Origin of the sequence: Streptomyces sp. NPDC049585 (assembly GCF_040675615.1) — a bacterium.
GTDB lineage: Bacteria > Actinomycetota > Actinomycetes > Streptomycetales > Streptomycetaceae > Streptomyces > Streptomyces luteosporeus.
Window position 1 is genome coordinate 89,390 of record NZ_JBFAPE010000022.1, and the last position, 23,631, is coordinate 113,020.

Genomic DNA, 23,631 nt, shown 5'->3' on the forward strand with positions numbered 1-23,631 from the left:
GACGCTGTCAAGCCCTCCCCGGAGCCGCTGAGATACATGATGGGCCGATGCGGGTAGATGTACGACGGTATTGAAGCTTGAGAGTGTATGGCAAGAGGTGGGTTGGAGACTCCTCCTTTGGTGTTATTTGCGCCTATGCATCCATCCACCGCCGTCCGGCTCTTGACGCCGCATCGGCAGGGATGCTTGACCGCGGCCGGTCAGCCGCGCTCCCGTATCCGGCCCACGCGCTTGAGCAGCCGGTCGGCGTGCTCGAACAGCTCCGGCCGGGACTGCACGGTGTTGCGCAGCGCCCGCACCGGCGCCCGCCGCGCCCGGTAGCCCAGCGCCACCGGATGCCGCCTGGTCACCCAGCCCTCCGAGACGCTGAGCTCACGGGTCTTGAGCGAGTCCTTGTACGCCTTGCCGCCCCGCCCCAGGTCCAGGTACGCCAGCCCCTCGGCCGCCGCCCCCTCGGCCATCCGCAGGTGCAGCACCAGGCCGGGGGAGTACTTGGCGAAATCCGGGTCGTACGCCGGGAACCAGCAGGCCAGCACCGTCTGCGAGCGCAGCCCGAAGTGGGCCGCGACCGGCCGGCCGGCCGCGTAGAGCACCGACAGCAGCCCGCTGAAGGACGGCGTGCGGGTGTGGAAGAGCTGCTCGACGAGATGGGCTATCCACGGGCGCGCAAACCGGTCCGCGCGCCCCGTTCTTCGGTACTGCGCCGACTTCCAGTTGGTCAGCACGCGCAGCATCGCCGGATCGCGCTCGTCGTGCACGTACCGGACCTCGCCCATGTCCCGCCCCAGCCGGCGCTCCTTGGCCAAGGTGGTGCGCGTGAACTTCGGCGACTGCTTGCGCAGCGCCGCCAGGTACCGCTCGAAGCCCTGGTCGACGTCGATCACGGGCGAGGCGTACGACCCGGAGGCCGTCACCTCGAACGGCTTCTGCCCCTCGATCAGGTGGTCGAACTCCCACAGGGAGAGCCCGCAGGCCGCGAGCAGCTCGCGGGTGTCCCACTGGAAGCCCGGCCGGTGCACCAGGCCCTGGGCGTCCGAGACGCCCAGCCCGATCGCCTGCCCCACCCCCATCGAGGTGCGCTGGAAGGGGAAGAAGGCCACCGCCTCGCCGTCCTCCCGCACGACCGCTATCCGCGCCCCGCGCCGGCAGCGCCCCACGGCCAGGGCGAACTCCGGCGCGAGGAAAGGATTCGCGAGCTGCGGCGAGCCGTCCTCCACGGCCCTGGCCTGCAGGGCCGACCACGCCGCCCGGTCGGCCGCGGTGAGCTCGCCGGGCCGGTACACGCTGATGTCCACGGTCACGACGCCCGACTTCTCGAGGCGCGCCCCCGATGGCGCCGCGCCTGTGCCAGCAGGAAGAGCAGCAGGCTCATGCCCGCCACCGCGGCCACGCCGCCGCGCACCGACCAGGCGTGCAGGCCGAGCATCACCTGGGCCACCAGCAGGTCGGCCGCCAGGGCCCCGCCCGTGGCCACCACGGCCCGGCTGAGCGGGTCCAGCCCGTCCAGCAGCGCCGCAACCGCGTACGCCGGTGCCACGATCAGGTAGAACAGTGTGAACGGCGCCCGCAGCGGAGAGGCGATGTCCGCGAGGGCGAGGGCTCCGCCCACCGCGGCGACCACCGCCGCCGCGCCCGCGGTGACCGGCAGCGAGTCCGCGGCCGGCATCCTCCGGCAGCGGCCGGGCCCCGGGCGCGCATCACCACCCGGCTCCGCCGAGTCGTCCAGACCGGTGAGATCAGTGAAGCTCTGCATTGGCGACTTTGCCCCCCGAAGCGCCGGATGCCGGGCTTCAATGTCGCGCAGCGGACAAAGGCCCGTCAAGATGTGAAGGCTGTGCGAACGGGTGTTGCGAACGGCTCCGGCGGCGTGCCACCACAACCGGAGGATGTCCGTCGAATGAACAGTATGCCCATCTGACGCCCAGTCAGTCCGGCCGTTTTGTGAGCAAATTCGTTTGGATGATCGATCGACGGGTGTCGTCCGATTGAAAATTTGACATGGACACTTCCAGCGACACCGGGGCGCTGCTACCACGGTGATGGCGATGACCCCTGCTAGGGAGGTTCCATGAAACTGATCCGCCTCGCCGGCGCGCTCTCCGCGCTGGCCCTCACCGTCACCCTCGCCGCCGGCGGCGCCACCACGGCGCAGGCCGCCGAGCAGACCTCAACTCCCGCCTATGCCGCCCTCGGTGACTCCTATTCGGCCGGCCTGGGGGCGGGCGGCTACGACTCCGCGAGCGGCGACTGCAAGAGAAGCACGAGAGCGTACCCCGCCCTGTGGGCGGCCGCGCACGCCCCCGCGCGCTTCTCCTTCGCCGCCTGTTCGGGGGCCCGTACGGGTGATGTGCTCGACGAACAGCTCTCCTCGCTCTCCAGCGCCACGGGACTGGTGAGCATCAGCATCGGCGGCAACGACGCCGGCTTCGCCGACACCATGTCCACCTGCGTCTTCAACGGGGACGGCCCGTGCCTGGACCGCATCTCCAAGGCGCGCGCCTTCATCCAGAACGAGCTGCCGGCCAAGCTCGACAGCGTCTACTCGGCCATCAGCTCCAGAGCCCCCCGCGCCCAGGTGGTCGTGCTCGGCTATCCCCGCTTCTACCGGACCGGCGGCACCTGCGTGGGGCTGAGCGACACCAAGAGAAAGGCGATCAACGCCGCCGCCGACCTCATCAACACCGTCACCGCCAAGCGCGCCGCGGACCACGGATTCCGCTTCGGTGACGTCAATACGACCTTCGCCGGACACGAGCTGTGCTCCGGCAGCGCGTGGCTGAACAGCGTCACGCTCCCGGTGGACGAGTCCTACCACCCCACCGCCTCCGGCCAGTCCCGCGGCTACCTTCCGGTCTTCTCCTCGGCGGCCGTCCCGGGCGCCGCCCCGGCCCACCGTCGACACTGAGAGTGATTTAGGGTGAATCTATCGGAATGTAGCGTGATTGTCCCCCCTTCCGTGGCGTATTGTCCCGGGCAACAACCGCTCGGTAACGGCAGGTTCACGTCAGCCCTGTCAACGCCCTTGACGGGGTGGTGAATCGGCCCCGCGAATGCGCGGGTGACGCGATGGGGCGATAGGGTTACCCTGCCTGGGCCGGGTGCCTCGTACGGGTGGGGAGTCTCATGGATCAGATAGCTATGCACAGCAGGGCGCGTGTGCCTGCCATCAGTTACGGGAGCAGTGCGTCCAGTGCACGGCTGGAGCGCCATCTCGCGGTGCTGTCTGGGCCCGCCCTGCCGCAGCGCGACGTCGAGGGCGCCACGGTGCTGATGCGGGAGATCACCTCCCGTGACCAGGCCCGTGCCGGCCAGGAGCGCAGCAGCCAGAGCCGCACCGCCAAGGTCTCCCTGCTCGCCCCGCTGCGGCGGCTGCGCCGCACGCTCTTCGGCAGCCGCAGCGGCTCCCACGCCTGACCCGCACCCGCGGCGTCCGACTCCCGTACGGCCCGCCCCTTTCCCCGGGGGCAGGCCGCCCGGCCCCGGCATCCCGGCCGGTCAGTGGGCTTCGAGCGTGACGGTGAAGGAGAAGCGGTCGCCGCGGTAGCGGATGCGTGCGACGTCGACGACGCGGCCCGCGTCGTCGTAGGTGATCCCGGTGTAGTGCAGGATCGGGCTGAGCAGCGGCACCTGGAGCAGGCGGGCCGTCTCCGGGTCCGCCAGCCGTGCCTCCACGGTGTCGGTGATGCGGCTGATCGTCACGCCCACGGTGTCGCGCAGCACCTTGGTCATCGGCCAGCGGACGAGGTCGGCGACGTCGATGCGGCGGGCGAGGTCGGGGCGCACCACGTTCTCCGCCCAGTTCGTCGGCTCGCCGCCGGCGCCGTCGCGGCGCAGCCGCCGGTAGGCCACCGCCTCGGTGAGGTCCGGGAAGTGCTCGGCCAGGTCCGGGGGAATGGGCACCGGGCCGTGGTCGAGCAGGTCGGTGCGCTCGCCGGACTGCTGGGCGACGATGGTGTCCACCGAGCCCAGCAGCCGTACCGGCGCGCCGCGCCGGGCGCTGGGCTCGATGAACGTGCCGCGCCGGCGGTGCCGGCTGATGAGCCCCTCCGCCTCCAGCTCCTTCAGTGCCTGCCGCATGGTCAGCACGCTCACGCCGTAGTGCTCGGCCAGGGCGTCCTCGGTGGGCAGGCGCAGCGGGTCCTCCGGGCGCCGGCCGAGTATGGAGGCGCGCAGCGACTGCGAGACCTGGTACCACAGGGGCAGCTTGCGGTTGAGGGCGAGGGAGTCGGGGGCGAAGAGGGTCACGGCGGCTCCGACGGGGAGGAGGGCGGGTCTACGGGTGGCGGAAGTGGCGCTCCAGACCCTGCCACACCCCGTCGTAGCCCTGCTGCAGGTGGTCGGCGCCCGCCGCCTGCTCGGTGAGGGTCACCGGCCAGCGGGTCTCGAACATGAAGGCCAGTCCGTCGTCGATCTTCTGGGGCACCAGCTCTGCGGCGCTCGCCTTGTCGAACGTCGCGCGGTCGGGGCCGTGCGCCGACATCATGTTGTGCAGGGAGCCGCCGCCGGGCACGAAGCCGCCCTTGCCGGCGCTCTTGGCGTCGTACGCGCCCTCGATCAGGCCCATGTACTCGCTCATCACGTTGCGGTGGAAGTACGGCGGCCGGAAGGTGTCCTCGCCCACGAGCCAGCGCGGCGCGAAGACCACGAAGTCGACGCCGGCCAGGCCCGGGGTGTCGGAGGGCGAGGTGAGGACCGTGAAGATCGAGGGGTCCGGGTGGTCGTAGCTGATGCTGCCGATGACGTTGAAGCGGCGCAGGTCGTAGACGTAGGGCACGTGGTTGCCGTGCCAGGCGACGACGTCCAGCGGGGAGTGGTCGTAGGTGGCGCTCCAGAGGTTGCCGCAGAACTTGTTGACGACCTCGACCGGCCCCTCGACGTCCTCGTAGGCGGCCACCGGGGCCAGGAAGTCGCGGGCGTTGGCCAGGCCGTTGGCGCCGATCGGGCCGAGGTCGGGCAGGACGAAGGGCTGGCCGTAGTTCTCGCAGACGTAGCCGCGGGCGGTCGCGTCGAGCAGCTCCACCCGGAAGCGCACGCCGCGCGGGATCAGCGCCACGTGCCCCGGCTCGGCCCGCAGCAGGCCGAACTCGGTGCGCAGCAGCAGGGCGCCCTGCTGGGGGACGACGAGCAGCTCGCCGTCGGCGTCGCTGAAGACGCGGTCGTGCATGGAGGCGTTGGCGGCGTAGAGGTGGACGGCCATGCCCGTGCGCTGGGCCGCGTCGCCGTTGCCGCCCAGGGTCCACAGGCCGGCGAGGAAGTCGGTGCCCTCGGCGGGCTCGGGCAGCGGGTCCCAGCGCAGCCGGTTGGGGTCGGGGACGGTCTCGGTGAAGGGCGCCCCGCGCAGGGCGCCGCTTGCGACGCGGGTGAAGGGCGGGTGGGCGGCGGAGGGGCGGATCCGGTACAGCCAGGAGCGGCGGTTGTTGCGGCGGGGCTCGGTGAAGGCGCTGCCGCTCAGCTGCTCGGCGTACAGCCCCAGCGGCGCCCGCTGCGGCGCGTTGCGGCCGTGCGGCAGGGCGCCGGGAACGGCCTCGCTGCTGTGCTCGTTGCCGAAGCCCGGAAGGTAGGCCAGCGTCTCCGCGGTCTTCCGGGCCTGCTCGTTGTCGGTACCGCTCATCGCGTGCTCCCACTGCCGACGGATTCCTATGGACGACCGTAGGATTAGTGGGCGGACACGTCAATGGATGTCCCGGCCGTGCCACTGCGGTGAGGGCAGCTGGACCAGCAGCAGGGTCAGGCCCGCGAGGAGGATGGTGCGGGTGGCGGCCTGCAGTCCGTTCCACTTCGTCGACTGCCACATCGCGAACCACTCCCCGCCTATGGCGAGGAACCCCAGCCCGAACAGCAGCAGAAGCATCACCAGCCCCACGGTTGTCAGCCGCCGCGCCGGACCGTAGCCCGACCGGCGCGCCAGCGCCCGCAGCCACAGCGCCGTGGCCGCCAGCAGGACCAGCGCCGCCACCGTCTCCCAGACGATGACGGCCACGTAGGCGGCGTCCTGCAGGGTGCGGTCGGTGATCGCCCGCCACATCAGATCGGGATCCTCGAAGGTGGTGTCCATGGCCAGCACGTGCCGGACGAATTCCTGGTTGGTGCCGAAATCGGTGATGTTGCCGAAGGCGACGAGCGCGATGTGGACCGCCACCGTGGCGGTCAGCGCCGTGGCCGCCCCCGCGAGGGTGCGCCCGGTGGTCATGGGGGCATGCTGCCCGCCGCGGCCCCCCGGCATGCCGCCCGGCCGCCGGGGCCGCCCCTGAGCGAGCGCTCAGGGGCGGGTATGGTGGCCGGACGTCTCGTCGCCGAGGAGGGGGCACCACCATGGGCGCGCAGGCACGACCGACCGGGGAATGGGCCGACGTCACGCCGGACGCGGCCCGCCGGCTGCTCACCGCCGCCGTGCAGTCGTTCGCCGAGCGCGGCTACCACGCCACCACCACCCGCGACATCGCCGGCCGGGCCGGCATGAGCCCCGCCGCGCTCTACATCCACTACCGCACCAAGGAAGAACTCCTCTACCGCATCAGCAGCGTCGGGCACCGCCTCGCCCTCGACGTCCTGCGCCGCGCCCACGACACCCCCGGCACCCCCGCCGAGCGCCTGGCCGAGGCCGTGCGCCGCTTCGTGCGCTGGCACGCCGAGCACCACACCACCGCCCGCGTCGTGCAGTACGAGCTCGGCGCGCTCGGCGAGCAGCACCACGCCGAGATCCTCGCCCTGCGCCGGGAGACCGACTCCGTCGTGCGCACCATCATCGAGGAGGGCGTCGCGGCGGGCGACTTCGACGTCCCCGACGTGCGCGGCACCACCCTGGCCGTGCTCTCCCTGTGCGTCGACGTCGCCCGCTGGTTCACCACCGACGGCAGGCGCACCCCGGCCGAGGTCGGCGACCTGTACGCGGACCTGGTCCTGCGCATGGTCGGCTGCCGCACCTGACACGCACGCACCTGACATACAGTCGGGCACGTGCCGCAGATATCCCGACAGGTTCACGAGCTCACGGTGGGGCAGCTCTCCGCACGCAGCGGCGTCGCGGTCTCCGCCCTGCACTTCTACGAGTCCAAGAAGCTCATCACCAGCCGGCGCACCGCCGGCAACCAGCGCCGCTACACCAGGGACGCGCTGCGCCGGGTGGCCTTCATCCGCGCCTCCCAGCGCGTGGGCATCCCCCTGGCCACCATCGCCGAGGCCCTGGCGACCCTGCCCGACGGCCGCACCCCCAACCGGGCCGACTGGGCCCGGCTGTCGGAGGACTGGCGGATCGAGCTGGAGCAACGCATCGCCCAGCTGACCAAGTTGCGCGACCACCTCGACAACTGCATCGGCTGCGGCTGCCTGTCGCTCGACGCGTGCGCACTGTCCAACCCCGACGACCGCTTCGGCACGCTGGGCGGCAGCGGCTCGCTGCTCACCTGATGCGCCGGCGGCCCCGCTCCGCCGGCCCGGTGGTTCCTGCGCTCCCCGGCGGTCCGGGGAGCGCGCTCATACCGCCGCGTACTGCTCGGCCAGGGCGTACCTGCGGGTCGCCGACAGTGCCGCGGGTGTGAGCACGGACGTCGGCACCACGATGCCGCAGTCCGTGCAGACGGGACCCTGAAGGGGGTAGCGCTCCAGATCGGTGCGCCACTCGATGCGCTCCTGCGCGCACACCGGGCAGGAGCGCCCCGGTGCGGACTCCATCGCGGCTATGACCCGGCGCAGGACGTCCGCCAGGCGGGCGTCCGGAGTGACGTCGGGCGAGGCGCAGGGCACGATGTCGCACCCGCCCCAGGTGTTGCGGTGCCAGTCGTCCACCGCGCTGGGCTGGCGGATTCCCTCGTGCTTCTCACGGCGGCGCCGGCCGGCGAACTCCACCTCGTACGCCAGCCAGACCTCGCGCGCCTCCTCCAGCTCCGCCAGGGCCGCGATCAGCCGGGCGGGGTCGGGGGCGCGGTCGTCCGGGGCGATGCCGGCACGGGCGCACAGATGGCGCCAGGTCGCCCGGTGCCCGTACGGGGCGAACCGCTCCAGGCACTTGCGCAGGGACGTCCTGCGCAGGGCGATGCTGTTCCGCGGATTGCGCACCTCTCGTGCCAGTGCTCTGAAACCTGCCACTGCATCCCACCTCCGGCGGCGCGGACTCGGATCGACATGGAAGGGACGTAACTCGTCGCCGATCGGATCCCTTCGGGGAACCGGGCGGGCCCCGCGGGCCCGCCCGGCTGCAGGCTCTGCTACCCCGGTAGCGCCCCTCGATGTGGCCTCGCCGCGAAGACGGCCGCTTCGCGCCCGTCGTCAGCGCATCACGCGCCCCGCCAGAAGGACCAGGCGGGCCAGTTCGGCGTGGCAGATATCACTGTGCGCGCCCGTGGGAGGGCCGCCGAGCCGTACGACCGCGGCGGCGTCGACGTTCACGCAGCCTGTGGCCGGGAGCGGCCCGGCCAGGGCCTCGGCCAGGGTCGCGCGGGCCGTTCCCGCCACGGCCTGCACGCCGTCGTGGCCCATCGCGCCCCAGCGGGCCGCGTCCACGCCCAGCAGGGTCTCCGGGCGTACGGAGTCGGCGTCGCCGGAGATGAGCGAGGCCAGCGGGTAGAGCACGCCCAGCGCCGTGTCCAGGCGCGAATGGCAGCACACCACCGGGCCGTTCACCCGCGCCTGCAGCTCCCTGAGCGCCCCGCCCTTGCCGGAGTCGAAGGGCAGCCGCGAGGCGAACGCGTAGTGCGAGAAGGCGCCTTGGAGGAGCGTGAGGGAGCCCACGCACCGCGCGTCCACCGGCAGCCCGCGCAGCGCGAACGCCACGAGCCGGGCCCCGAAGCTGTGCCCCACCAGGTGCACCCGCACGCCGGGGCAGCGCATTGCCAGCGCCCCCAGCACAGGGCCCAGGCCCGCCTGTCCGACGACGCCCGCCCGGCGTTTCATCTCCCAGTACGCCGCCTGCCGCAGCAGCTCCAGCGCCCCGGACCACAGCCGCCGCACCGCGCCGAAAAGGTCGGTGCGCGCCACGCCCGCGAGCGAGAGGGCCTCGGCGAAGGCCGCGCACGCCCGTTCGGGGTCGCCGGAGAACATCGTGGGCTCCGCCGGCTCGCCCGCGCCCTCCTCCAGGTCGTACGCCCAGACCGAGGAGCCCGCGCCGCCGTCCGCGGCGCCCTGCCGGCCGGCGGTCGTCAGCCGGCGCGCGAGCCCCACGAACTCCGCCAGCGCCGCCGGGTCGTCCGGGCGCCGCTCCAGCAGCTCCGCCAGCCGGTCCAGCAGCGCCTCGCTGCCGGGGAACACCCGCGCCAGCGCCTGCAGCGTGGCCGGCTCCAGCACGGGCCACGCTGCATCGAGCGCCGTCGCCGTCGCCGGCGATGCCGGGAAGTCGGGGACCGGCTCGTCCGTGAACCGCATGGACGGCCAGATCACACCCGTGTAGCCGAGGCCGCCGGGGTGCGCGGCACCGGCGAGGAGGGTGGGGAAGGGGGCGAAGAAGCGGCGGTAGAGGGCGGTGGCCGAGGTGCGGGTGTTGTTCCACCCGTGCGAGAAGACCACCAGATCGCTGAGCCCGTTCTGCGCGACGCCCCCCAACAGGGCGTCCCGTTCGCCGGGGTCGCAGCGGCCCTCGGCGTCGAAGGTCAGCTCCCAGTACGGCCGCACGCCTATGTCCGACATCCCGTCCCCCAAGTCGCCGCTCGCCTGGGGCGCATCGTCCTGCCGTCAAGAGGGGGTGTCCAGCCGTTCCGACGGCCCTTCACCCATTGGTGAGCAGCGGTGCGAGCCCCTGTGCTACGGGCAGTTGAACGGATGCGGAAGAAGCCCCGGCGCGACCGCCGGTCGCAGTGGCAAGATCCTGGGCATGAGCCGCGCACCCGGCGCGGCCGCCCCCGCGGACGGAAGGCAGGTGGCGGCGGATGAGCAGCAGAACGGCGACGGCCGGAGCGACGGAGAACGACGGCAGACCGGTGCCGCAGCGCCTGCTGGCCGCCGCCACCCGCCTCTTCGCGGAACGCGGTTACGACCGCACGTCCGTGCAGGAGATCGTGGAGGCCGCGGGCGTCACCAAGGGCGCCCTGTACCACTACTTCGGCTCCAAGGACGACCTGCTGCACGAGGTCTACGGGCGCGTTCTGCGCCTGCAGCAGGAGCGGCTCGACGCCTTCGCGGGCGCCGACGCGCCCGTCGAGCGACGGCTGCGCGAGGCGGCGGCCGACGTCGTGGTGACCACGATAGAGAACCTCGACGACACGAAGATCTTCTTCCGCTCCATGCACCACCTCTCGCCCGAGAAGCTCAAGCAGGTGCGCGCCGAGCGCCGCCGCTACCACGAGCGGTTCCGGGCCCTGGTGGAGGAGGGCCAGCGCGCCGGGGTCTTCAGCCGGGCCACCCCCGCCGACCTGGTGGTGGACTACCACTTCGGCTCCGTCCACCACCTGGGCAGCTGGTACCGGCCGGACGGGGCGCTCGGCCCCCGCCAGGTGGCCGACCACCTGGCGGACCTGCTGATGCGCGCCCTGCGCCCGTGAGGGGTCAGGGCCGCCCGGGCCGGTAGCGGGCCAGCTCCCGGCGGGCCAGCGACCGCTGGTGGACCTCGTCGGGCCCGTCCGCCAGGCGCAGCGTCCGGGCGGCGGCCCACAGTTCCGCCAGCGGGAAGTCCTGGCCCACCCCGCCCGCGCCGTGCAGCTGCACGGCCCGGTCGACGATGTCCGCCACCGTCCGCGGCGTCGCGATCTTGATGGCCTGGATCTCGGTGTGCGCCCCGCGGTTGCCGACGGTGTCCATCAGCCACGCGGTCTTCAGCACCAGCAGCCGCAGCTGCTCGATCGCCACCCGGGAGTCGGCGATCCACTGCTGCACCACGCCCTGCTCCGCCAGCGGCCCGCCGAACGCGGTGCGTTCCACCGCGCGCCGGCACATCAGCTCCACGGCCCGCTCGGCCATGCCGATCAGGCGCATGCAGTGGTGGATCCGGCCCGGCCCGAGCCGGGCCTGGGCGATGGCGAAGCCCCCGCCCTCCTCGCCCACGAGGTTCGCCACCGGCACCCGTACGCGGTCCAGGACCACCTCCGCGTGGCCCCCGTGGTAGTGGTCCTCGTAGCCGTAGACGTGCATCGCGCGCCGCACCTGCACGCCCGGGGTGTCGCGCGGCACCAGGACCATCGACTGCCTGCGGCGCACGTCCGCGGCGTCGGGGTCCGTCACGCCCATGACGATCAGGATGCGGCAATCCGGGTGCAGGGCACCGGAGATGTACCACTTGCGGCCGGTGATGACGTACGTGTCGCCGTCGCGCTCGATGCGGGTGGCGATGTTCGTCGCGTCGGAGGAGGCGACGTCCGGCTCGGTCATGGCGAATGCCGAGCGCATCTCGCCGGCCAGCAGCGGCAGCAACCACCGCTCGCGCTGCTCGGGGGTGCCGAACTGGGCGAGCAGTTCCATGTTCCCGGTGTCGGGCGCCGCGCAGTTCACGGCGGTGGGCGCCAGCTGGGGGCTGCGGCCGGTGATCTCGGCGAGCGGCGCGTACTGCAGGTTGGTCAGCCCGGCGCCGTACTTCTCACCGGTCGAGCCGTGTTCGTCGGTGAAGCCGTGTTCTTCGGTGAAGCCGTGTTCTTCGGTGAAGAAGAGGTTCCACAGTCCTCGGCGGCGGGCCTCGGCCTTGAGCTCCTCGACCACCGGGGGCACGTCCCAGGGCGAGGCGAGTGCGGCCCGCTGGGCCGCGGCGGTGGCCTCCGCCGGGTACACGCACTCCTCCATGAAGGCCAGCAGTCTCTCGCGCAGCTCTACGGTGCGCGCGTCGAACGCGAAGTCCACGTGGCCTCCTCAGCCCGTACGCAGGGTGGTCAGTCCGCCCTCGACGAACTGCGGGACGAGCTCGCCGATGCGGTCGAAGCCCGTACCGACGGTCTGCCCGAGGGTGTAGCGGTAGTGGATGCCCTCCAGGATGACGGCCAGCTTGAAGTAGGCGAAGGCCGTGTACCAGGGCAGTGCGCCGACGTCCCGGCCGGAGCGGTCCGCGTAGCGCCGGGCGATCTCGGCGGGGGAGGGGTGGCCGGGGGCGTCGCGGGTGGTGCTCACCGGCGAGCCCGGCACCGCCGTGAGGCTGCTGTACATCATCAGCAGGCCCAGGTCGGTCAGCGGGTCGCCGAGCGTGGACATCTCCCAGTCCAGCACGGCCCGTACGGTGTCGTCGTCGCCGACGAGCACGTTGTCCAGGCGGTAGTCGCCGTGCACCACGGCCGGTGCGCCGGACGCCGGCAGGGCCGCGGCGAGCTCCGTGTGGAGCTCGTCGATGCCGGCGAGCTCCCGGCTGCGGGACGCCTCCAACTGGGCGCCCCAGCGCCGCAGCTGCCGCTGCAGGAACCCCTCCGGCCGCCCGAAATCGGCGAGCCCGACCGCCGCCGGGTCCACGGCGTGCAGGGCGACGAGGGTGTCGGTCAGGTGCAGCACCACGGCGCGGGTGCGCTCCGGCCCGATGCCGGAGAGCTGCCGCGCCGAGCGGTACGGCGTGCCCGGCACGAACTCCATGACGTAGAACGGCGCCCCGAGCACGTCCTCGTCCTCGCACAGCAGCACCGGCGCGGGCACCGGCACGTCCGTGCCGCGCAGGGCACTGATGACGCGGTGCTCGCGCCGCATGTCGTGGGCGGTGGCGAGCACGTGCCCCAGCGGGGGCCGGCGTACCACCCAGCACCCGCCGGCGTCGTCGGTGACGCGGTAGGTGAGGTTGGAGCGCCCTCCCTCGATCAGCTCGGCCCGCAGCGGCCCGGCGACCAGCCCGGGCCGTTCTCGGTCCAGGTACGCCCGCAACCGCTCGGGGTCCAGACCCGGTGGTGCACCGGCACGGCTCATCGCGCGCTCCTTCACGGGGGTTGCCCTCGGGTGACGCCGATCATGATGCCGACCAGTCGGTATGACGTCCAGAGGTCGGTGGGGTCGGTGGGGTCGGCGGGGCGCGGCCTACAGGTGGCAGGCGACCGGCTTGCCGCCGTTGAGCTGGGCCATGTCACCGAAGACGGTGGGCACGTCGAGGGGGGAGCCCGGGGGCAGGCCGTCCAGTTCGGCGTAGGCGCGGTGGATGTTGGCGACCAGACGCTCGCTCTCCTGCAGGGCGGCGAACTCGCCGAGATCGGCCTCGCGGGCCGCTTCCAGCGGGGTGCGGCCGGTCGCGTGGGCGGTGCGGGCCAGCTCCTGGACCCGGCGCAGGTACGCCTCGACGGTGTCGTACGCGCTCGGGTCGGTGACGCGGCCGTGGCCGGGGACGACCACGCGGGCGTCGAGGCCCCGCAGGACGTCCAGGGCCCGCAGCCAGCCGCTGATGGAGCCCATCATGGCGAAGGGCGTGCCGCCGTTGAAGACGAGGTCGCCGGTGAAGACCACGCCGTGCTGCGGGAGGTGGACGATGGTGTCGCCGATGGTGTGGGCGGGCCCCGGGTGGATCAGGCGCACCTCCGTCCCACCGACGTGCACGGTCATCGCGCCGGTGTAGGTGATGTCCGGCGCGGTGACCTCGACGTGCCCGTAGTCGATCTGCGGCCAGGCGGCGTGCAGTTGCAGACCGGCCGCCAGGGTCTCGCTGCGGCAGGCGGCGTGGCCGACGACGGTGGCCGCCGGGGTGAAGACGCAGTTGCCGTAGGTGTGGTCGCCGTGGTGGTGGGTGTTGACCACCGTGGAGGGCAGGGGCGCGCCGCTCGCCAGGACGGCGTCGCGCAGCAGCAGGGCACGCCGCTCGGTGGCGGCCGTGTCGATCAGCAGGGTGCGCCCGCCGTCGGTGACGAAGCCCGCGTTGTTCAGGCACCAGCCGCCGTCGGGCTGCACGTAGGCCGTGACGCCGGGCGCGAGCGGGACTGTGTACGGCTCGGTCTCCTGCTCCCCGGCCCGGTGCGTGGTCGTGCTGGTCATCGGCGCCTCCCTGGGTCGTCCGCCGCGGGATGGGGCGGATCCGGCCGCCCGCCAGGATACGGGCGGGCGGCGGACGGCAGGTGACCGGTCGTCAGGCGCGGCGCTCGTGGCCGGTGCGCTCCTGGCCGGTGTGCTCCAGACCCGGGCGCAGTCGCTCCAGCAGCCCGTACAGCACCGTGCGCTCCTGCTCGTCGAGGGTGTCGAGGGCGCTGTGGGTGGCCTGCATCTCGGCGCGCACCCGGCGGATGGTCTCCCGGCCCTCGTCGGTGGCCACCACGTTCTTCACCCGGCGGTCGCAGGGGTCGGGCTCGCGGCGCACCAGGCCGCGGGCCTCCAGCCGGTCGACGATACCGGTGACGTTGGAGGCGTCGCACACCAGCACGGTGGCCAGGCCGCGCATCGGCACCGGCCCCTTGAGCTGGGCCAGCAGCTTGGCCTGGACGGAGGTGAGGCCGTGCCGGGCCGCGGCGGTGGCGAAGTCCTGCCACTGGGCGGTGCCGAGCGCCGCCACGAGTTCGAGGAGCCGGGCCTTCGACGGGGGAGTGCTCATGCCTGGAGTGTACTCAAGAGGTTGAGTTCTTAAATCATTAACTTGACTATCTGAAGTATCTGGGCGTACGGTTCCGGGGTTGCTTGACGATTTCAAGCATCCATGTCGTGAAGTAACACGAAGGAACCCCGCGTACCCATGTCCTCCGACTCCCGCGCCGCGTCGTCCGCCGACAGCAGGGCCGAGACCAGAATCGTCTTCGCCCTGAGCCTGGCCGCCATGGTCGTCTCGATGATGCAGACGCTCGTCGTGCCGATCCTCGGCCTCATCCAGAACGACCTGCACACCAGCTCCGCCAACGTCAGCTGGGTCACCACCGCCACCCTGCTCTCGGCCGCCGTCTTCACCCCGCTGCTGGGCCGCTTCGGCGACCAGCACGGCAAGAAGCAGACGCTGGTCGGCGTGCTGATCGTCATGGTCGCCGGCTCCGTCCTGGCCGCCGTCACGCACTCCCTGCCCTGGCTGATCACCGGCCGGGTGCTGCAGGGCGCCGCCACCGCGATCTTCCCGCTCGCCCTGTCCGTGCTGCGCGAGGAGGTCCGCCCGGCGAAGCTGCCCGGCGCCATGGCCATGGTCAGCGGCACCCTCGCCTTCGGCAGCGGCCTGGCCCTCGTCGCCACCGGCCTGCTCACCTCGGGTGACAACCCCGACTACCGCAGCGCCTTCTGGCTGGCCACTGGCCTGGCCGCGCTCGCCCTGATCGCCGTCGTCACCCTGGTGCCCGCCACCCGCGAGACCACCGGCGGCCGCACCGACGTCCTGGGCGCGCTCACCCTGGCCGCGACCCTGATCCTGCTCCTGCTGCCCATCACCCAGGGCCACGAGTGGGGCTGGTCCTCCACCCGCACGATCGGCTGCTTCGCCGGCGCCGCCGTCATGGCCGCCCTGTGGACGCTGGTCGAGCTGAAGGTGCGCGAGCCGCTCGTCGACATGCGCATGTTCGCCCACCGCCCGGTGCTCTTCGCCAACATCGCCGGCCTGCTCGTCGGCTTCGGCTCCTTCGCTCTGTTCATCGGCGTCTCCTACCTCGTCCAGATGCCGTCGAAGGTCACCGGCTACGGCTTCGACGCCAGCGTCCTGCGCGCCTCCGTCGAGTACCTGCTGCCCTCCACGATCGTCTCGCTGCTCGCCGCCCCCGTCGGCGGCCAGCTCGTCCGGCACAAGGGCCCGCGCCTGGTCCTGCTCCTCGCCTCCCTGATCGGCACCGCCGGCTTCGCCTGGATCGCCCTGGACCACGACCACACCTACTCCGTCATCGCCGCGGGCATGTTCGTCGGCGCGGCCATCAGCCTCGGCTACGCCGCCATGCCGGCCGTGATCGTCGCCAGCGTGCCGCACCACCAGACCGGCATCGCCAACGGCATCAACTCCATCTCCCGCTCCACCGGCAGCGCCATCGGCAGTGCGATGATCACCACGGTCCTCGCCTCCAAGAGCATCGAGCACCTGCCGCCGGGCGTGCCGAAGCTGCCGGCCGAGAGCCAGTTCGGGCTGACGTTCGTCATCGCGGGCGCCGCCTTCCTGCTGGTCTCGCTGGTGGCCTGGCTGGGCCTGCGCACCCTCGCCACCCGGCGGACCGGCGCGGTGGCGGACGCCGGCGAGGCCACCGAGGCTGAAGCCGTGCCCGCGACCCGCTGAACCACGGCCCGCTGTCCCCCCTCAGGAAGGAGTCACCCCCATGAAGGCAGTCAGCTACCGCGCCTACGGCGGCCCCGAGGCCCTCGAGTACGGCGAGCTGCCCCGGCCCAAGGTCGCCCCCGACTCGGTACTGATCGAGGTCAGGGCGGCGGCGGTCAACCCCGTCGACTGGAAGGCCCAGGCCGGCTACCTCGACCCCCTCCTGGACGCCGTCTTCCCCGTCGTCCCCGGCTGGGACGTCTCCGGCGTCGTCGTCGAGCAGGGCGTGGACGCCCCCGAGTTCGCGGTGGGCGACGAGGTCATCGGCTACGTCCGCAAGGACGTCCTGTCCGGCGGCACCTTCGCCGAGTACGTGGCCGCGCCCGTGCGCACGCTCGCCCGCAAGCCGGCCAACCTGACCTTCGAACAGGCCGCCGGCCTGCCGCTGGCCGGGCTGACCGCCTACCAGTCGCTGCGCGCCGCGGACGTCGGCGAGGGCGACACCGTCCTCGTCCACGCCGCCGCGGGCGGTGTCGGCTCCCTGGGCGTCCAGCTCGCCCGTCACCTCGGTGCCCGCGTCATCGGCACGGCCAGCGAGCGCAACCACGACTACCTGCGCTCGCTGGGCGCCGAGCCCGTCACGTACGGCGACGGGCTCGCCGACCGGGTCCGCGCGCTCGCCCCGGAGGGCGTGCACGCGGTCATGGACTTCGTCGGTGACGGCGCCGCCGCCACCACGCCGCAGCTCGCGGCCGAGGGCGGCGCCCGCCTGGTCTCCATCGCCGACCCCGAGACCGCCACGGCCCTGGGCGGCCGCCTGCTGTGGGTCCGCCCGGACGCCACCGACCTCACGGCCCTCGCCCACCTGGCGGAAGCGGGCGTCCTGACGGTGGAGGTGGCGGAGGTCTTCCCCCTGGAGAAGACGGCGGACGCGCAGCGCCTGAGCGCGCAGGGGCACACGCGCGGCAAGATCGTGGTGCGGGTGCAGTAGCCCTGCGGGGCATTCCCCGGTCCCGCCCTTTCACCGTTTCCCGGGGGCTCCGCCCCCGGACCCCCGGTCCTCAAACGCCGGACGGGCTGATTCCAGCCCGTCCGGCGTTCGAGGACACCGGGCGAAGCCCGGTCCGGGGGTGCCAGGGGGCGGCGGGACCGGGGCTACCCACCCTCCCGGAACCGGCGCAGCCGTGCGTACGCCTCGTATCCGTCCGGCACCCACCGCCACTCGTCCAGCCGGGCCGCGACCTCCTCCTCGGGGAGGAAGGCCCACCAGTCGACCTCCTCCACCTGCGGCCTGACCGCCAGGTCACATCGCACCTCGTACACCGCCGACCACCACCCCCCGTGGCCCTCGGCCGAGCGGTACAGGAAGCGGAAGAGGGGTCGGGGGGCCGGCAGGCCGGTGACGCCGAGCTCCTCCTCGGCCTCCCGCAGCGCCGCCGCGTCGTACGTCTCGCCCGCGCCCACGACGCCGCCGACGAACATGTCGTACATCGACGGGAAGACCAGCTTGGTCGCCGTGCGGCGGTGCACGAAGATCCGGCCGTGGGCGTCGCGCGCCTGGACGAAGACGCAGCGGTGCAGGAGCCCCTTCGCGTACACCTCGCCGCGCGGTGCGCGGCCGATCACCCGGTCGTGCTCGTCGACGACGTCCAGCACCTCGTCCGCAGGGTCGGTCGCAGGATCGGTCATGCCCGGCAGCCTAGAGCCCTCAGTGCGGCTGGAGGTCCCGTATCCGGCCCTCCTCCTTCATGCCGGACGGCATGGCCGGGTGGCGGCCGATGAGGACGATGCCGCAGACGATGGCCGCCAGGCCCGCGGCCTGGACGGCCAGCGCGGCGGGTGTGGTGCGCACCTGGTCGCCGAGGAAACCGATGCCGCAGGCGATGCCGGCCAGCGGTTGGGCCGCCGTCAGGGCGGGCAGGGACATCCGCAGGGGCGCCGTCTCGAAGGCGCTCTGGACGAGGACGAGCCCGGTCAGGCCGAGGGCCAGTACGGCGTACGGTTGCCAGCCGGTGACGAGCTCGGCCCAGCCGCCGTGGGAGAAGCGTTCGCCGCTGACCCGGGTGAGGGCGTCCTGCACGCCGTACAGCAAGCCGGCGGCCACCGCCAGCAGGGCGGCTTCGGTGCTCATGCGCACCCGTTTGGAGGCCGCGGCGAGCAGCAGGGCCGTGCCGACCATGATGCCGAGGACGAGCCAGTGCCGCAGCGGGTCGGTGACCGCTTGGCCGCCGTGCGGGCGGCCGGCGATGATGAACGCGGCCACGCCGCCGGCCAGCAGCCACAGCCCGCACCAGCCGTCGCGGCCGAGGGGCTGTTTGGTCTGCCAGCGGGAGAGGGCCATCGCGAAGAGCAGGTTGGTCGCCATGAGGGGGTCGACCAGGGAGACCTCGCCGCGGCTGAGGGCGACGGCGCCGAGGCCCATGCCGCAGACCATCAGTGCGATGCCGGCCAGCCAGCGCGGCATGCGGGCGAGGTCGAGCAGCAGCCGCAGGGACAGGAAGTCGCTCATGGGGGCCCGCTGGGCGGCGTTCTGCTGCAGGACGAACCCCACGCCCAGGCAGCAGGCCGCGGCCACGGCGAGTGCGAAGACCATCACGTCGTGCACCTCAAGACCGTGCGGTCGTAGGAGACTTGACAACAAGACGATAGCCGCACCAGGAATGGTGCCCCCGCCGAGTACCCGCGTTTCGGCCGTTCATCCGGAGACGCGAAAAAACGGACAAACGTTCGTCGCCCGCGTGTGCGGCCGCCAGGGGGTGTCATGGCTGCCCGAGGTAACGATCCACTGCACAGTCCCGGCCGGACGGCAGACGGCAACGGGCCCTCCCGCTAGCTTACTTGACGTCACTTCAGCAACAAGATCCACCCTTGACGCGGAGCCGTGACTACCGGTTTGCTGTGCGTGACCGTACGCCGTGGAGGAAGCCCGCAGATGACGCCCCCACCCCCCTTGGGCCGCCACCGGAACAAGGACGGGCTGACCTTCGACCCCGCCCTCGACGACACCGAGCTGGCCGGCGCGCGCGACGCCCTGGCCCGCGGCCGCTGGAACGAGACCCGCCGGCTGATCGCCCGCACCGGGGACGACTGGGACCGCCGCGGCCACCGCCTCCTCGTCCTGGCCGAGGGCGCCACCAGCGCCGTCTGGGCCCGGGAGTGGCAGCTCGCCGAGCCCGACAGCGCGGACGCCGCCCTCCTGCTCGCCTGCGCCTCGGTCTTCCGCGCCCTGGACGGCAAGGAGCCCCCCGACACCGCCCGCGCCCTGTGCCTCGCGGTCGCAAGGATCACACCCCGCGACCCCACCCCCTGGCTCGGCCTGCTCGTCCTCGCCCGCCGCACCGGCACCGACGACGAGTGCGTCCGTGCCTTCGACCAGGTGCGCGCCCGGCACCGCGACCACCACCACGCCCACCACCTGATGGCGGCCCGTCTCGCCGAGCACCAGAAGGGCGACCGCGACGACCCGCTGCACGAGGTCTACGACTTCGCCGCCTGGGCCGCCGAGCAGGCACCGGCCGACTCCCCGCTGGCCGTCCTGCCCGTCGTCGCGCACGCCGAGCGCTACCGGGTCCTGGCCGGCGCCGGGCTGGAGCCGCCCGACCCGGCCCGCTCCGGCCACTGGACCACCCGCCGGGCCCGGCAGGTGATGAAGGCCGCCTTCGACTGGTGGCTGGAGTGGGACACCGACGAGGGCGCCGGCACCGGCGCCGGGGCCCCCGCCGCCCACCCACGGCGCAAGGTCGACCTCAACTTCCTCGCCCACGCCAAGTTCCACGAGGGCCGCCCGGCCGAGGCCGCCGCCCTGCTCACCCGCATCGGGCCGCACGCCACGCACGCCCCCTGGGCCTACCCCGACCGGGACCCCCGCACGGCGCTGCGCACCGTGCGCCGGGCCGCGCTCGGCATCGCCTGACCCCACCCCCACGGCCCGGCAGCCCCGGGCCGCCCACGCCTGTGCATCCCCACGGGAAGGACCACCCCGCCATGTCGACGGGCACCACCAGTGAGATCAGTACGTTCAAGGGCGTCGCCGGACGGCTGAGCGCCGGCCGCATAGGAGTGGCCGGCCTGCTGCTGGCCGTCGTGGCCGCCAGCGCCCCGCTGATGGTCACGGCCGGCGTCATGCCCAGCATCTACGGCGTCATGGGCATCACCGGCCAGCCCCTGCTCTTCGTCATCCTCGGGGTCGTGCTGATCCTCTTCAGCTTCGGCTACGCCGAGATGAGCCGCCATGTCCACAACGCCGGCGCCTTCTATGCCTACATCGCCCGCGGCCTGGGCGGCACCGCCGGCGCCGCCGCCTCCGTGGTGGCCCTCGTCGCCTACAGCGCCATGCAGGTCGGCATCTACGGCATCTTCGGTCACGAGGTGTCCGGGCTGCTGAAGGCCCACCTGGGCCTGACGGTCGCCTGGTGGGTGCCGGCCACGGCGGCCGTCGCCGTCGTCGCCGCCCTCGGCTGGTTGAAGGTCGATCTCAACGTCAAGGTCCTCGGCGTGCTGCTGCTCGTCGAGTGCCTCATGGTCGGCGCCTTCGACCTCGCCGCCGTCGCCGACCCCGGACCGGACGGGCTCTCCCTGCACGCCTTCGACCCCACCACCCTGGCCGGCGCGGGGCTCGGCACCGCCCTGTCCTTCACCATCGCCTCCTTCGTCGGCTTCGAGCAGGCCGCCGTCTACGCCGAGGAGACCAGCCGCCCGCACGTCGTCGTCGCCCGCGTCACCTTTCTCGCCGTCGGCTTCGTGGCCCTCTTCTTCGCCCTCGGCTCCTGGGCGATGAGCGTGGCCGGCGGGCCTGCGGAGATCACCCGGCTGGCCGGCGAAAAGGGCCCCGACCTGCTGTTCGACCTCACCCGGGCCCGGCTGGGCGCCACGTTCACCACCGTCATGCACGTCTTCTACGTCACCGGCATGTTCGCGGCCATGCTCAGCTTCCACAACGTCGTCGCCCGCTACGCCTTCGCCATGGGCCGCGAGGGCCTGCTGCCCGCCGCACTCGGCCGCACCTCCGCCACCAGCGGTGCACCTGCCCACGGCTCGCTGCTGCAGAGCACCGTCTCCCTGCTCGCCGTCGTCCTCTTCGCCGTCACCGACGACCGGCCCGCGGGCGACCCCACCGCACCCGTCCAGCGGCTGTTCACCTGGATGGGCAACGTCGGCGCGCTCGGCGTCATCCTGCTGATGGCCACCGCCAGCGCCGCCGTCATCGTCTTCTTCGTACGCCGCGGCGCCGCCCGCGCCCAGGCCGCCCGGCTCGTCGCCGCAGCGGCGGCCGGGCTGGCCCTGCTGGTCATCGCCGGCTACGCGGTCAAGGACTTCCACGTGCTCGTCGGCACCGGCCCCGGCTCGGCCCTGGGCTGGGTGCTGCCCGGGGTCGTGGGCGCCGCCGTGGTCCTGGGCGTCGTCTACGGGCTCGTGCTCAAGGCGGTACGCCCCGAGGTCCACGCCCGGATCGGGCTGGGCAACGAGGCGTTCCAGCTGGAGAAGGCCGCGGCCACCGCCGGGGCCCCCACCGCTCAGCGAAAGGTTTCACCATGACCTGCTGCCATCCGGCCGCCCCGCAGCCGCAGGGCACCGACGCCTTCCCCCACCCCCTGGACCCGCTCGGCGCCGAAGAGATCACCACCGCCCGCCGGATCCTGCAGGAAGCCGGCAAGGTGACGCCCACCACGCGCTTCCCGATGGTCCTGCTGGAGGAGCCCGAGCGGCACACGGCCGCCGCCCACCGCCCCGGCGACCCCGTCGTGCGCCGGCTGCGCGTCACCCTGCACGACACGGCCACCGGCGCCTCCGCCGAGGCGGTCGTCGACACCGGCGCCGGCCTGCTGCTGTCGTACCGCGAGCTGGACCCGGCCACCGAGGGTCAGCCGCAGGTGATGTTCGAGGAGTACGTGCTCGTCGACGCGCTGGTCAAGGCCGACCCGGCCTGGTGCAAGGCCATGGCCGAGCGGGGGATCGAGGACACCTCGCTCGCCGTCTGCGCCCCGCTCGCCGCGGGCGGCCTCGTGCTCGACCGCCCCGGCCGCCGGCTGCTGCGCTGCCTGACGTGGCTGCGCTGCGACGCCACCGACAACGCCTGGGCGCACCCCGTGGGCGGTCTGGTCGCCGACGTGGACGTCACCGAGCGCACGGTCGTACGCATTGTCGACACCGGACCCGTCCCCGTACCGGCCGAGTGCGGGCGCTACGAGGCGGAGTTCACCGGGCCGCGCCGCACCGACCTGCGGCCGCTGGAGATCACCCAGAGCCAGGGGCCCTCCTTCCAGCTCGACGGGCCGCAGCTGACCTGGCTGAACTGGAGCTTCCGCATCGACTTCAATGCGCGCGAGGGCCTGGTCCTGCACCAAATCACCCACCGCGACGGCGACCGCGAGCGGTCCGTGCTCCACCGCGCCTCCCTGGCCGAGATGGCCGTCGCCTACGGCGAGAGCGAGGAGTCCCGCAACTGGGTGGCCTTCCTCGACGCCGGCGAGTACTCCCTGGGCCGCAACGCCAACGCACTGCGCCTGGGCTGCGACTGCCTGGGCGAGATCCGCTACCTCGACGCCGTCCTCGCCGACGAGGCCGGCGACCCGCTGACGCTGCCGAACGCCATCTGCATCCACGAAGAGGACCACGGCCTGCTGTGGAAGCACACCGACGTCTTCAACGACATGGCCGTGGAGTCCCGCCGCGCCCGCCGCCTGGTCGTCTCCTACATCGCCACCGTCGGCAACTACGACTACGGCTTCTACTGGTACTTCCACCAGGACGGCACGATCGCCTTCGAGGCCAAGTCCACCGGCATGGTGCAGACCGCGGCGATCGAGCCCGGCACCGGCTCGCCGCACGGCACCGAGGTGGCCCCCGGCCTGCTGGCCCCCTACCACCAGCACCTTTTCTGCGTCCGTCTCGACATGGCGGTCGACGGCCTGCACAACACCGTCGAGGAGATCGACGTCGTCCCCGTGCCGGCCGGCCCGGACAACCCCCAGGGCAACGCCTTCACCACCCGGACCACGGTCATCGCCGACAGCGCCGACGGCGGGCGGCTCGCCGACCCCACAACCGGCCGGCGCTGGCGGATCCTCAACCCCGCCTCCCGCAACCGCATGGGGCAGCCCGTCGCCTACACCCTCGTACCGCAGCCGGGGCCCGTCCTGCTCGCCCGGCCCGGCTCGCCGGTCGCCCGGCGCATGGCGTACGGCACCAAGCACCTGTGGGTCACCCGGCACCGCGCCGACCGCCGCTACCCGGCCGGCGAATACCCCAACCAGCACCCCGGCGACGGCGGCCTGCCGCAGTGGACCACCGGCGGCGAATCCCTGGAGAACACCGAGCTGACCGTCTGGCACACCTTCGGCCCCACCCACCTGCCGCGGCTGGAGGAATGGCCGGTGATGCCGGTCGAGCCCACCGGCTTCACCCTCAAGCCCACCGGCTTCTTCGACCGCAACCCGGCCCTGGACCTGCCCCGCGAGACCCCCGGCGGCCACTGCGCCCCGTAGGGGCGCTGTACGTTCTTCGCCGCGGGGCACCACCGGGCCCCGTAGGGGCGCGGGGAACTGCGCGACAAGCCACGACGCGCCCGCAGATGGGGTGCCGCGCTTCGCCCCCGGCGCGTCGACTGCAGGCCGTCGCTGGCT

The 23,631-nt window shown here is 73.0% G+C and carries 23 protein-coding genes; 10 read left to right on the plus strand and 13 right to left on the minus strand.

Translation table 11 applies throughout. From position 1 onward, the window contains the following. Window positions 1-200: 200 nt before the first annotated feature. Both AB0K17_RS22010 and AB0K17_RS22015 read right to left on the minus strand, forming a co-directional pair. A complete protein-coding gene (locus tag AB0K17_RS22010; RefSeq protein WP_365965351.1) occupies window positions 201-1,295 on the minus strand; it encodes a GNAT family N-acetyltransferase in 1,095 nt (364 codons plus the stop codon). A gap of 2 nt (window positions 1,296-1,297) precedes the next feature. Continuing rightward, a complete protein-coding gene (locus AB0K17_RS22015; RefSeq protein ID WP_365965171.1) occupies window positions 1,298-1,753 on the minus strand; it encodes a hypothetical protein in 456 nt (151 codons plus the stop codon). A gap of 315 nt (window positions 1,754-2,068) precedes the next feature. On the opposite strand from AB0K17_RS22015, the gene AB0K17_RS22020 reads away from it, so the two are divergent. Both AB0K17_RS22020 and AB0K17_RS22025 read left to right on the plus strand, forming a co-directional pair. Then, window positions 2,069-2,905: an SGNH/GDSL hydrolase family protein gene (locus tag AB0K17_RS22020; protein WP_365965170.1), complete on the plus strand. Its 837-nt coding sequence runs from the start codon at window positions 2,069-2,071 to the stop codon at window positions 2,903-2,905. A gap of 218 nt (window positions 2,906-3,123) precedes the next feature. After that, window positions 3,124-3,414 (plus strand): hypothetical protein, encoded by a 291-nt coding sequence (locus tag AB0K17_RS22025; protein WP_365965169.1) that lies wholly within the window; start codon window positions 3,124-3,126, stop codon window positions 3,412-3,414. Between the two features lie 81 nt (window positions 3,415-3,495). On the opposite strand, the gene AB0K17_RS22030 is transcribed toward AB0K17_RS22025, so the two are convergent. The 3 genes from AB0K17_RS22030 to AB0K17_RS22040 are packed head-to-tail and all read right to left on the minus strand — an operon-like array spanning window position 3,496 to window position 6,190. Then, on the minus strand, window positions 3,496-4,245 hold the full coding sequence (locus tag AB0K17_RS22030) for a GntR family transcriptional regulator (RefSeq protein WP_365965168.1): 750 nt from the start codon (window positions 4,243-4,245) through the stop codon (window positions 3,496-3,498). Between the two features lie 28 nt (window positions 4,246-4,273). Continuing rightward, a complete protein-coding gene (gene hmgA, locus AB0K17_RS22035; RefSeq protein ID WP_365965167.1) occupies window positions 4,274-5,611 on the minus strand; it encodes a homogentisate 1,2-dioxygenase in 1,338 nt (445 codons plus the stop codon). Window positions 5,612-5,671: 60 nt separating this feature from the next. Next, a complete protein-coding gene (locus AB0K17_RS22040) occupies window positions 5,672-6,190 on the minus strand; it encodes a DUF2165 domain-containing protein (protein ID WP_365965166.1) in 519 nt (172 codons plus the stop codon). Between the two features lie 122 nt (window positions 6,191-6,312). Between AB0K17_RS22040 and AB0K17_RS22045 the strand changes: the two genes are divergently transcribed. Next, a complete protein-coding gene (locus tag AB0K17_RS22045; protein WP_365965165.1) occupies window positions 6,313-6,927 on the plus strand; it encodes a TetR/AcrR family transcriptional regulator in 615 nt (204 codons plus the stop codon). A gap of 30 nt (window positions 6,928-6,957) precedes the next feature. Next, complete coding sequence (gene soxR, locus AB0K17_RS22050) at window positions 6,958-7,407, plus strand: redox-sensitive transcriptional activator SoxR (RefSeq protein ID WP_365965164.1); 450 nt, start codon at window positions 6,958-6,960, stop codon at window positions 7,405-7,407. A 66-nt stretch (window positions 7,408-7,473) separates the two neighbouring features. On the opposite strand, the gene AB0K17_RS22055 is transcribed toward soxR, so the two are convergent. Then, window positions 7,474-8,085: a hypothetical protein gene (locus AB0K17_RS22055; protein ID WP_365965163.1), complete on the minus strand. Its 612-nt coding sequence runs from the start codon at window positions 8,083-8,085 to the stop codon at window positions 7,474-7,476. Window positions 8,086-8,265: 180 nt separating this feature from the next. Then, complete coding sequence (locus AB0K17_RS22060; protein WP_365983952.1) at window positions 8,266-9,618, minus strand: serine-threonine protein kinase; 1,353 nt, start codon at window positions 9,616-9,618, stop codon at window positions 8,266-8,268. Between the two features lie 239 nt (window positions 9,619-9,857). Here AB0K17_RS22060 and AB0K17_RS22065 point away from each other — a divergent pair, with 239 nt between their 5' ends. After that, the gene (locus AB0K17_RS22065) at window positions 9,858-10,469 is read left to right on the plus strand and encodes a TetR/AcrR family transcriptional regulator (protein WP_365965161.1); all 612 of its coding nucleotides are present in this window, start codon (window positions 9,858-9,860) and stop codon (window positions 10,467-10,469) included. A 4-nt stretch (window positions 10,470-10,473) separates the two neighbouring features. Here the strand turns inward: AB0K17_RS22065 and AB0K17_RS22070 are convergent, their stop codons facing one another. The 4 genes from AB0K17_RS22070 to AB0K17_RS22085 all read right to left on the minus strand — a co-directional run bounded on the left by AB0K17_RS22070 (window position 10,474) and on the right by AB0K17_RS22085 (window position 14,392). Beyond that, window positions 10,474-11,754 (minus strand): acyl-CoA dehydrogenase family protein, encoded by a 1,281-nt coding sequence (locus AB0K17_RS22070; protein ID WP_365983953.1) that lies wholly within the window; start codon window positions 11,752-11,754, stop codon window positions 10,474-10,476. 9 nt (window positions 11,755-11,763) lie between these two features. After that, window positions 11,764-12,792: a phosphotransferase family protein gene (locus AB0K17_RS22075; protein ID WP_365983954.1), complete on the minus strand. Its 1,029-nt coding sequence runs from the start codon at window positions 12,790-12,792 to the stop codon at window positions 11,764-11,766. Window positions 12,793-12,900: 108 nt separating this feature from the next. Beyond that, a complete protein-coding gene (locus AB0K17_RS22080; RefSeq protein ID WP_365983955.1) occupies window positions 12,901-13,842 on the minus strand; it encodes an MBL fold metallo-hydrolase in 942 nt (313 codons plus the stop codon). 91 nt (window positions 13,843-13,933) lie between these two features. Next, complete coding sequence (locus AB0K17_RS22085) at window positions 13,934-14,392, minus strand: MarR family transcriptional regulator (RefSeq protein ID WP_365983956.1); 459 nt, start codon at window positions 14,390-14,392, stop codon at window positions 13,934-13,936. A gap of 138 nt (window positions 14,393-14,530) precedes the next feature. Between AB0K17_RS22085 and AB0K17_RS22090 the strand changes: the two genes are divergently transcribed. Beyond that, window positions 14,531-16,030 carry an MFS transporter gene (locus tag AB0K17_RS22090; RefSeq protein ID WP_365983957.1) on the plus strand — a complete coding sequence of 500 codons (1,500 nt, stop codon included), beginning with the start codon at window positions 14,531-14,533 and terminating at the stop codon, window positions 16,028-16,030. Window positions 16,031-16,070: 40 nt separating this feature from the next. Beyond that, window positions 16,071-17,000, plus strand: coding sequence for an NADP-dependent oxidoreductase (locus AB0K17_RS22095; RefSeq protein ID WP_365983958.1), 930 nt, complete (start codon window positions 16,071-16,073; stop codon window positions 16,998-17,000). 164 nt (window positions 17,001-17,164) lie between these two features. Here the strand turns inward: AB0K17_RS22095 and AB0K17_RS22100 are convergent, their stop codons facing one another. Then, a complete protein-coding gene (locus AB0K17_RS22100) occupies window positions 17,165-17,698 on the minus strand; it encodes an NUDIX domain-containing protein (RefSeq protein ID WP_365966347.1) in 534 nt (177 codons plus the stop codon). A gap of 19 nt (window positions 17,699-17,717) precedes the next feature. After that, window positions 17,718-18,602: a DMT family transporter gene (locus AB0K17_RS22105; RefSeq protein ID WP_365966446.1), complete on the minus strand. Its 885-nt coding sequence runs from the start codon at window positions 18,600-18,602 to the stop codon at window positions 17,718-17,720. Window positions 18,603-18,941: 339 nt separating this feature from the next. On the opposite strand from AB0K17_RS22105, the gene AB0K17_RS22110 reads away from it, so the two are divergent. The 3 genes from AB0K17_RS22110 (at window position 18,942) to AB0K17_RS22120 (ending at window position 23,493) form a co-directional block, all read left to right on the plus strand. Continuing rightward, a complete protein-coding gene (locus AB0K17_RS22110; RefSeq protein WP_365966348.1) occupies window positions 18,942-19,922 on the plus strand; it encodes a hypothetical protein in 981 nt (326 codons plus the stop codon). 71 nt (window positions 19,923-19,993) lie between these two features. Then, the gene (locus tag AB0K17_RS22115) at window positions 19,994-21,544 is read left to right on the plus strand and encodes an APC family permease (RefSeq protein ID WP_365966349.1); all 1,551 of its coding nucleotides are present in this window, start codon (window positions 19,994-19,996) and stop codon (window positions 21,542-21,544) included. Beyond that, window positions 21,541-23,493, plus strand: a complete 1,953-nt coding sequence (locus AB0K17_RS22120; protein ID WP_365983959.1) for a primary-amine oxidase — start codon at window positions 21,541-21,543, stop codon at window positions 23,491-23,493. The genes AB0K17_RS22115 and AB0K17_RS22120 overlap by 4 nt, the downstream gene beginning before the upstream one ends. Window positions 23,494-23,631 lie beyond the last annotated feature (138 nt).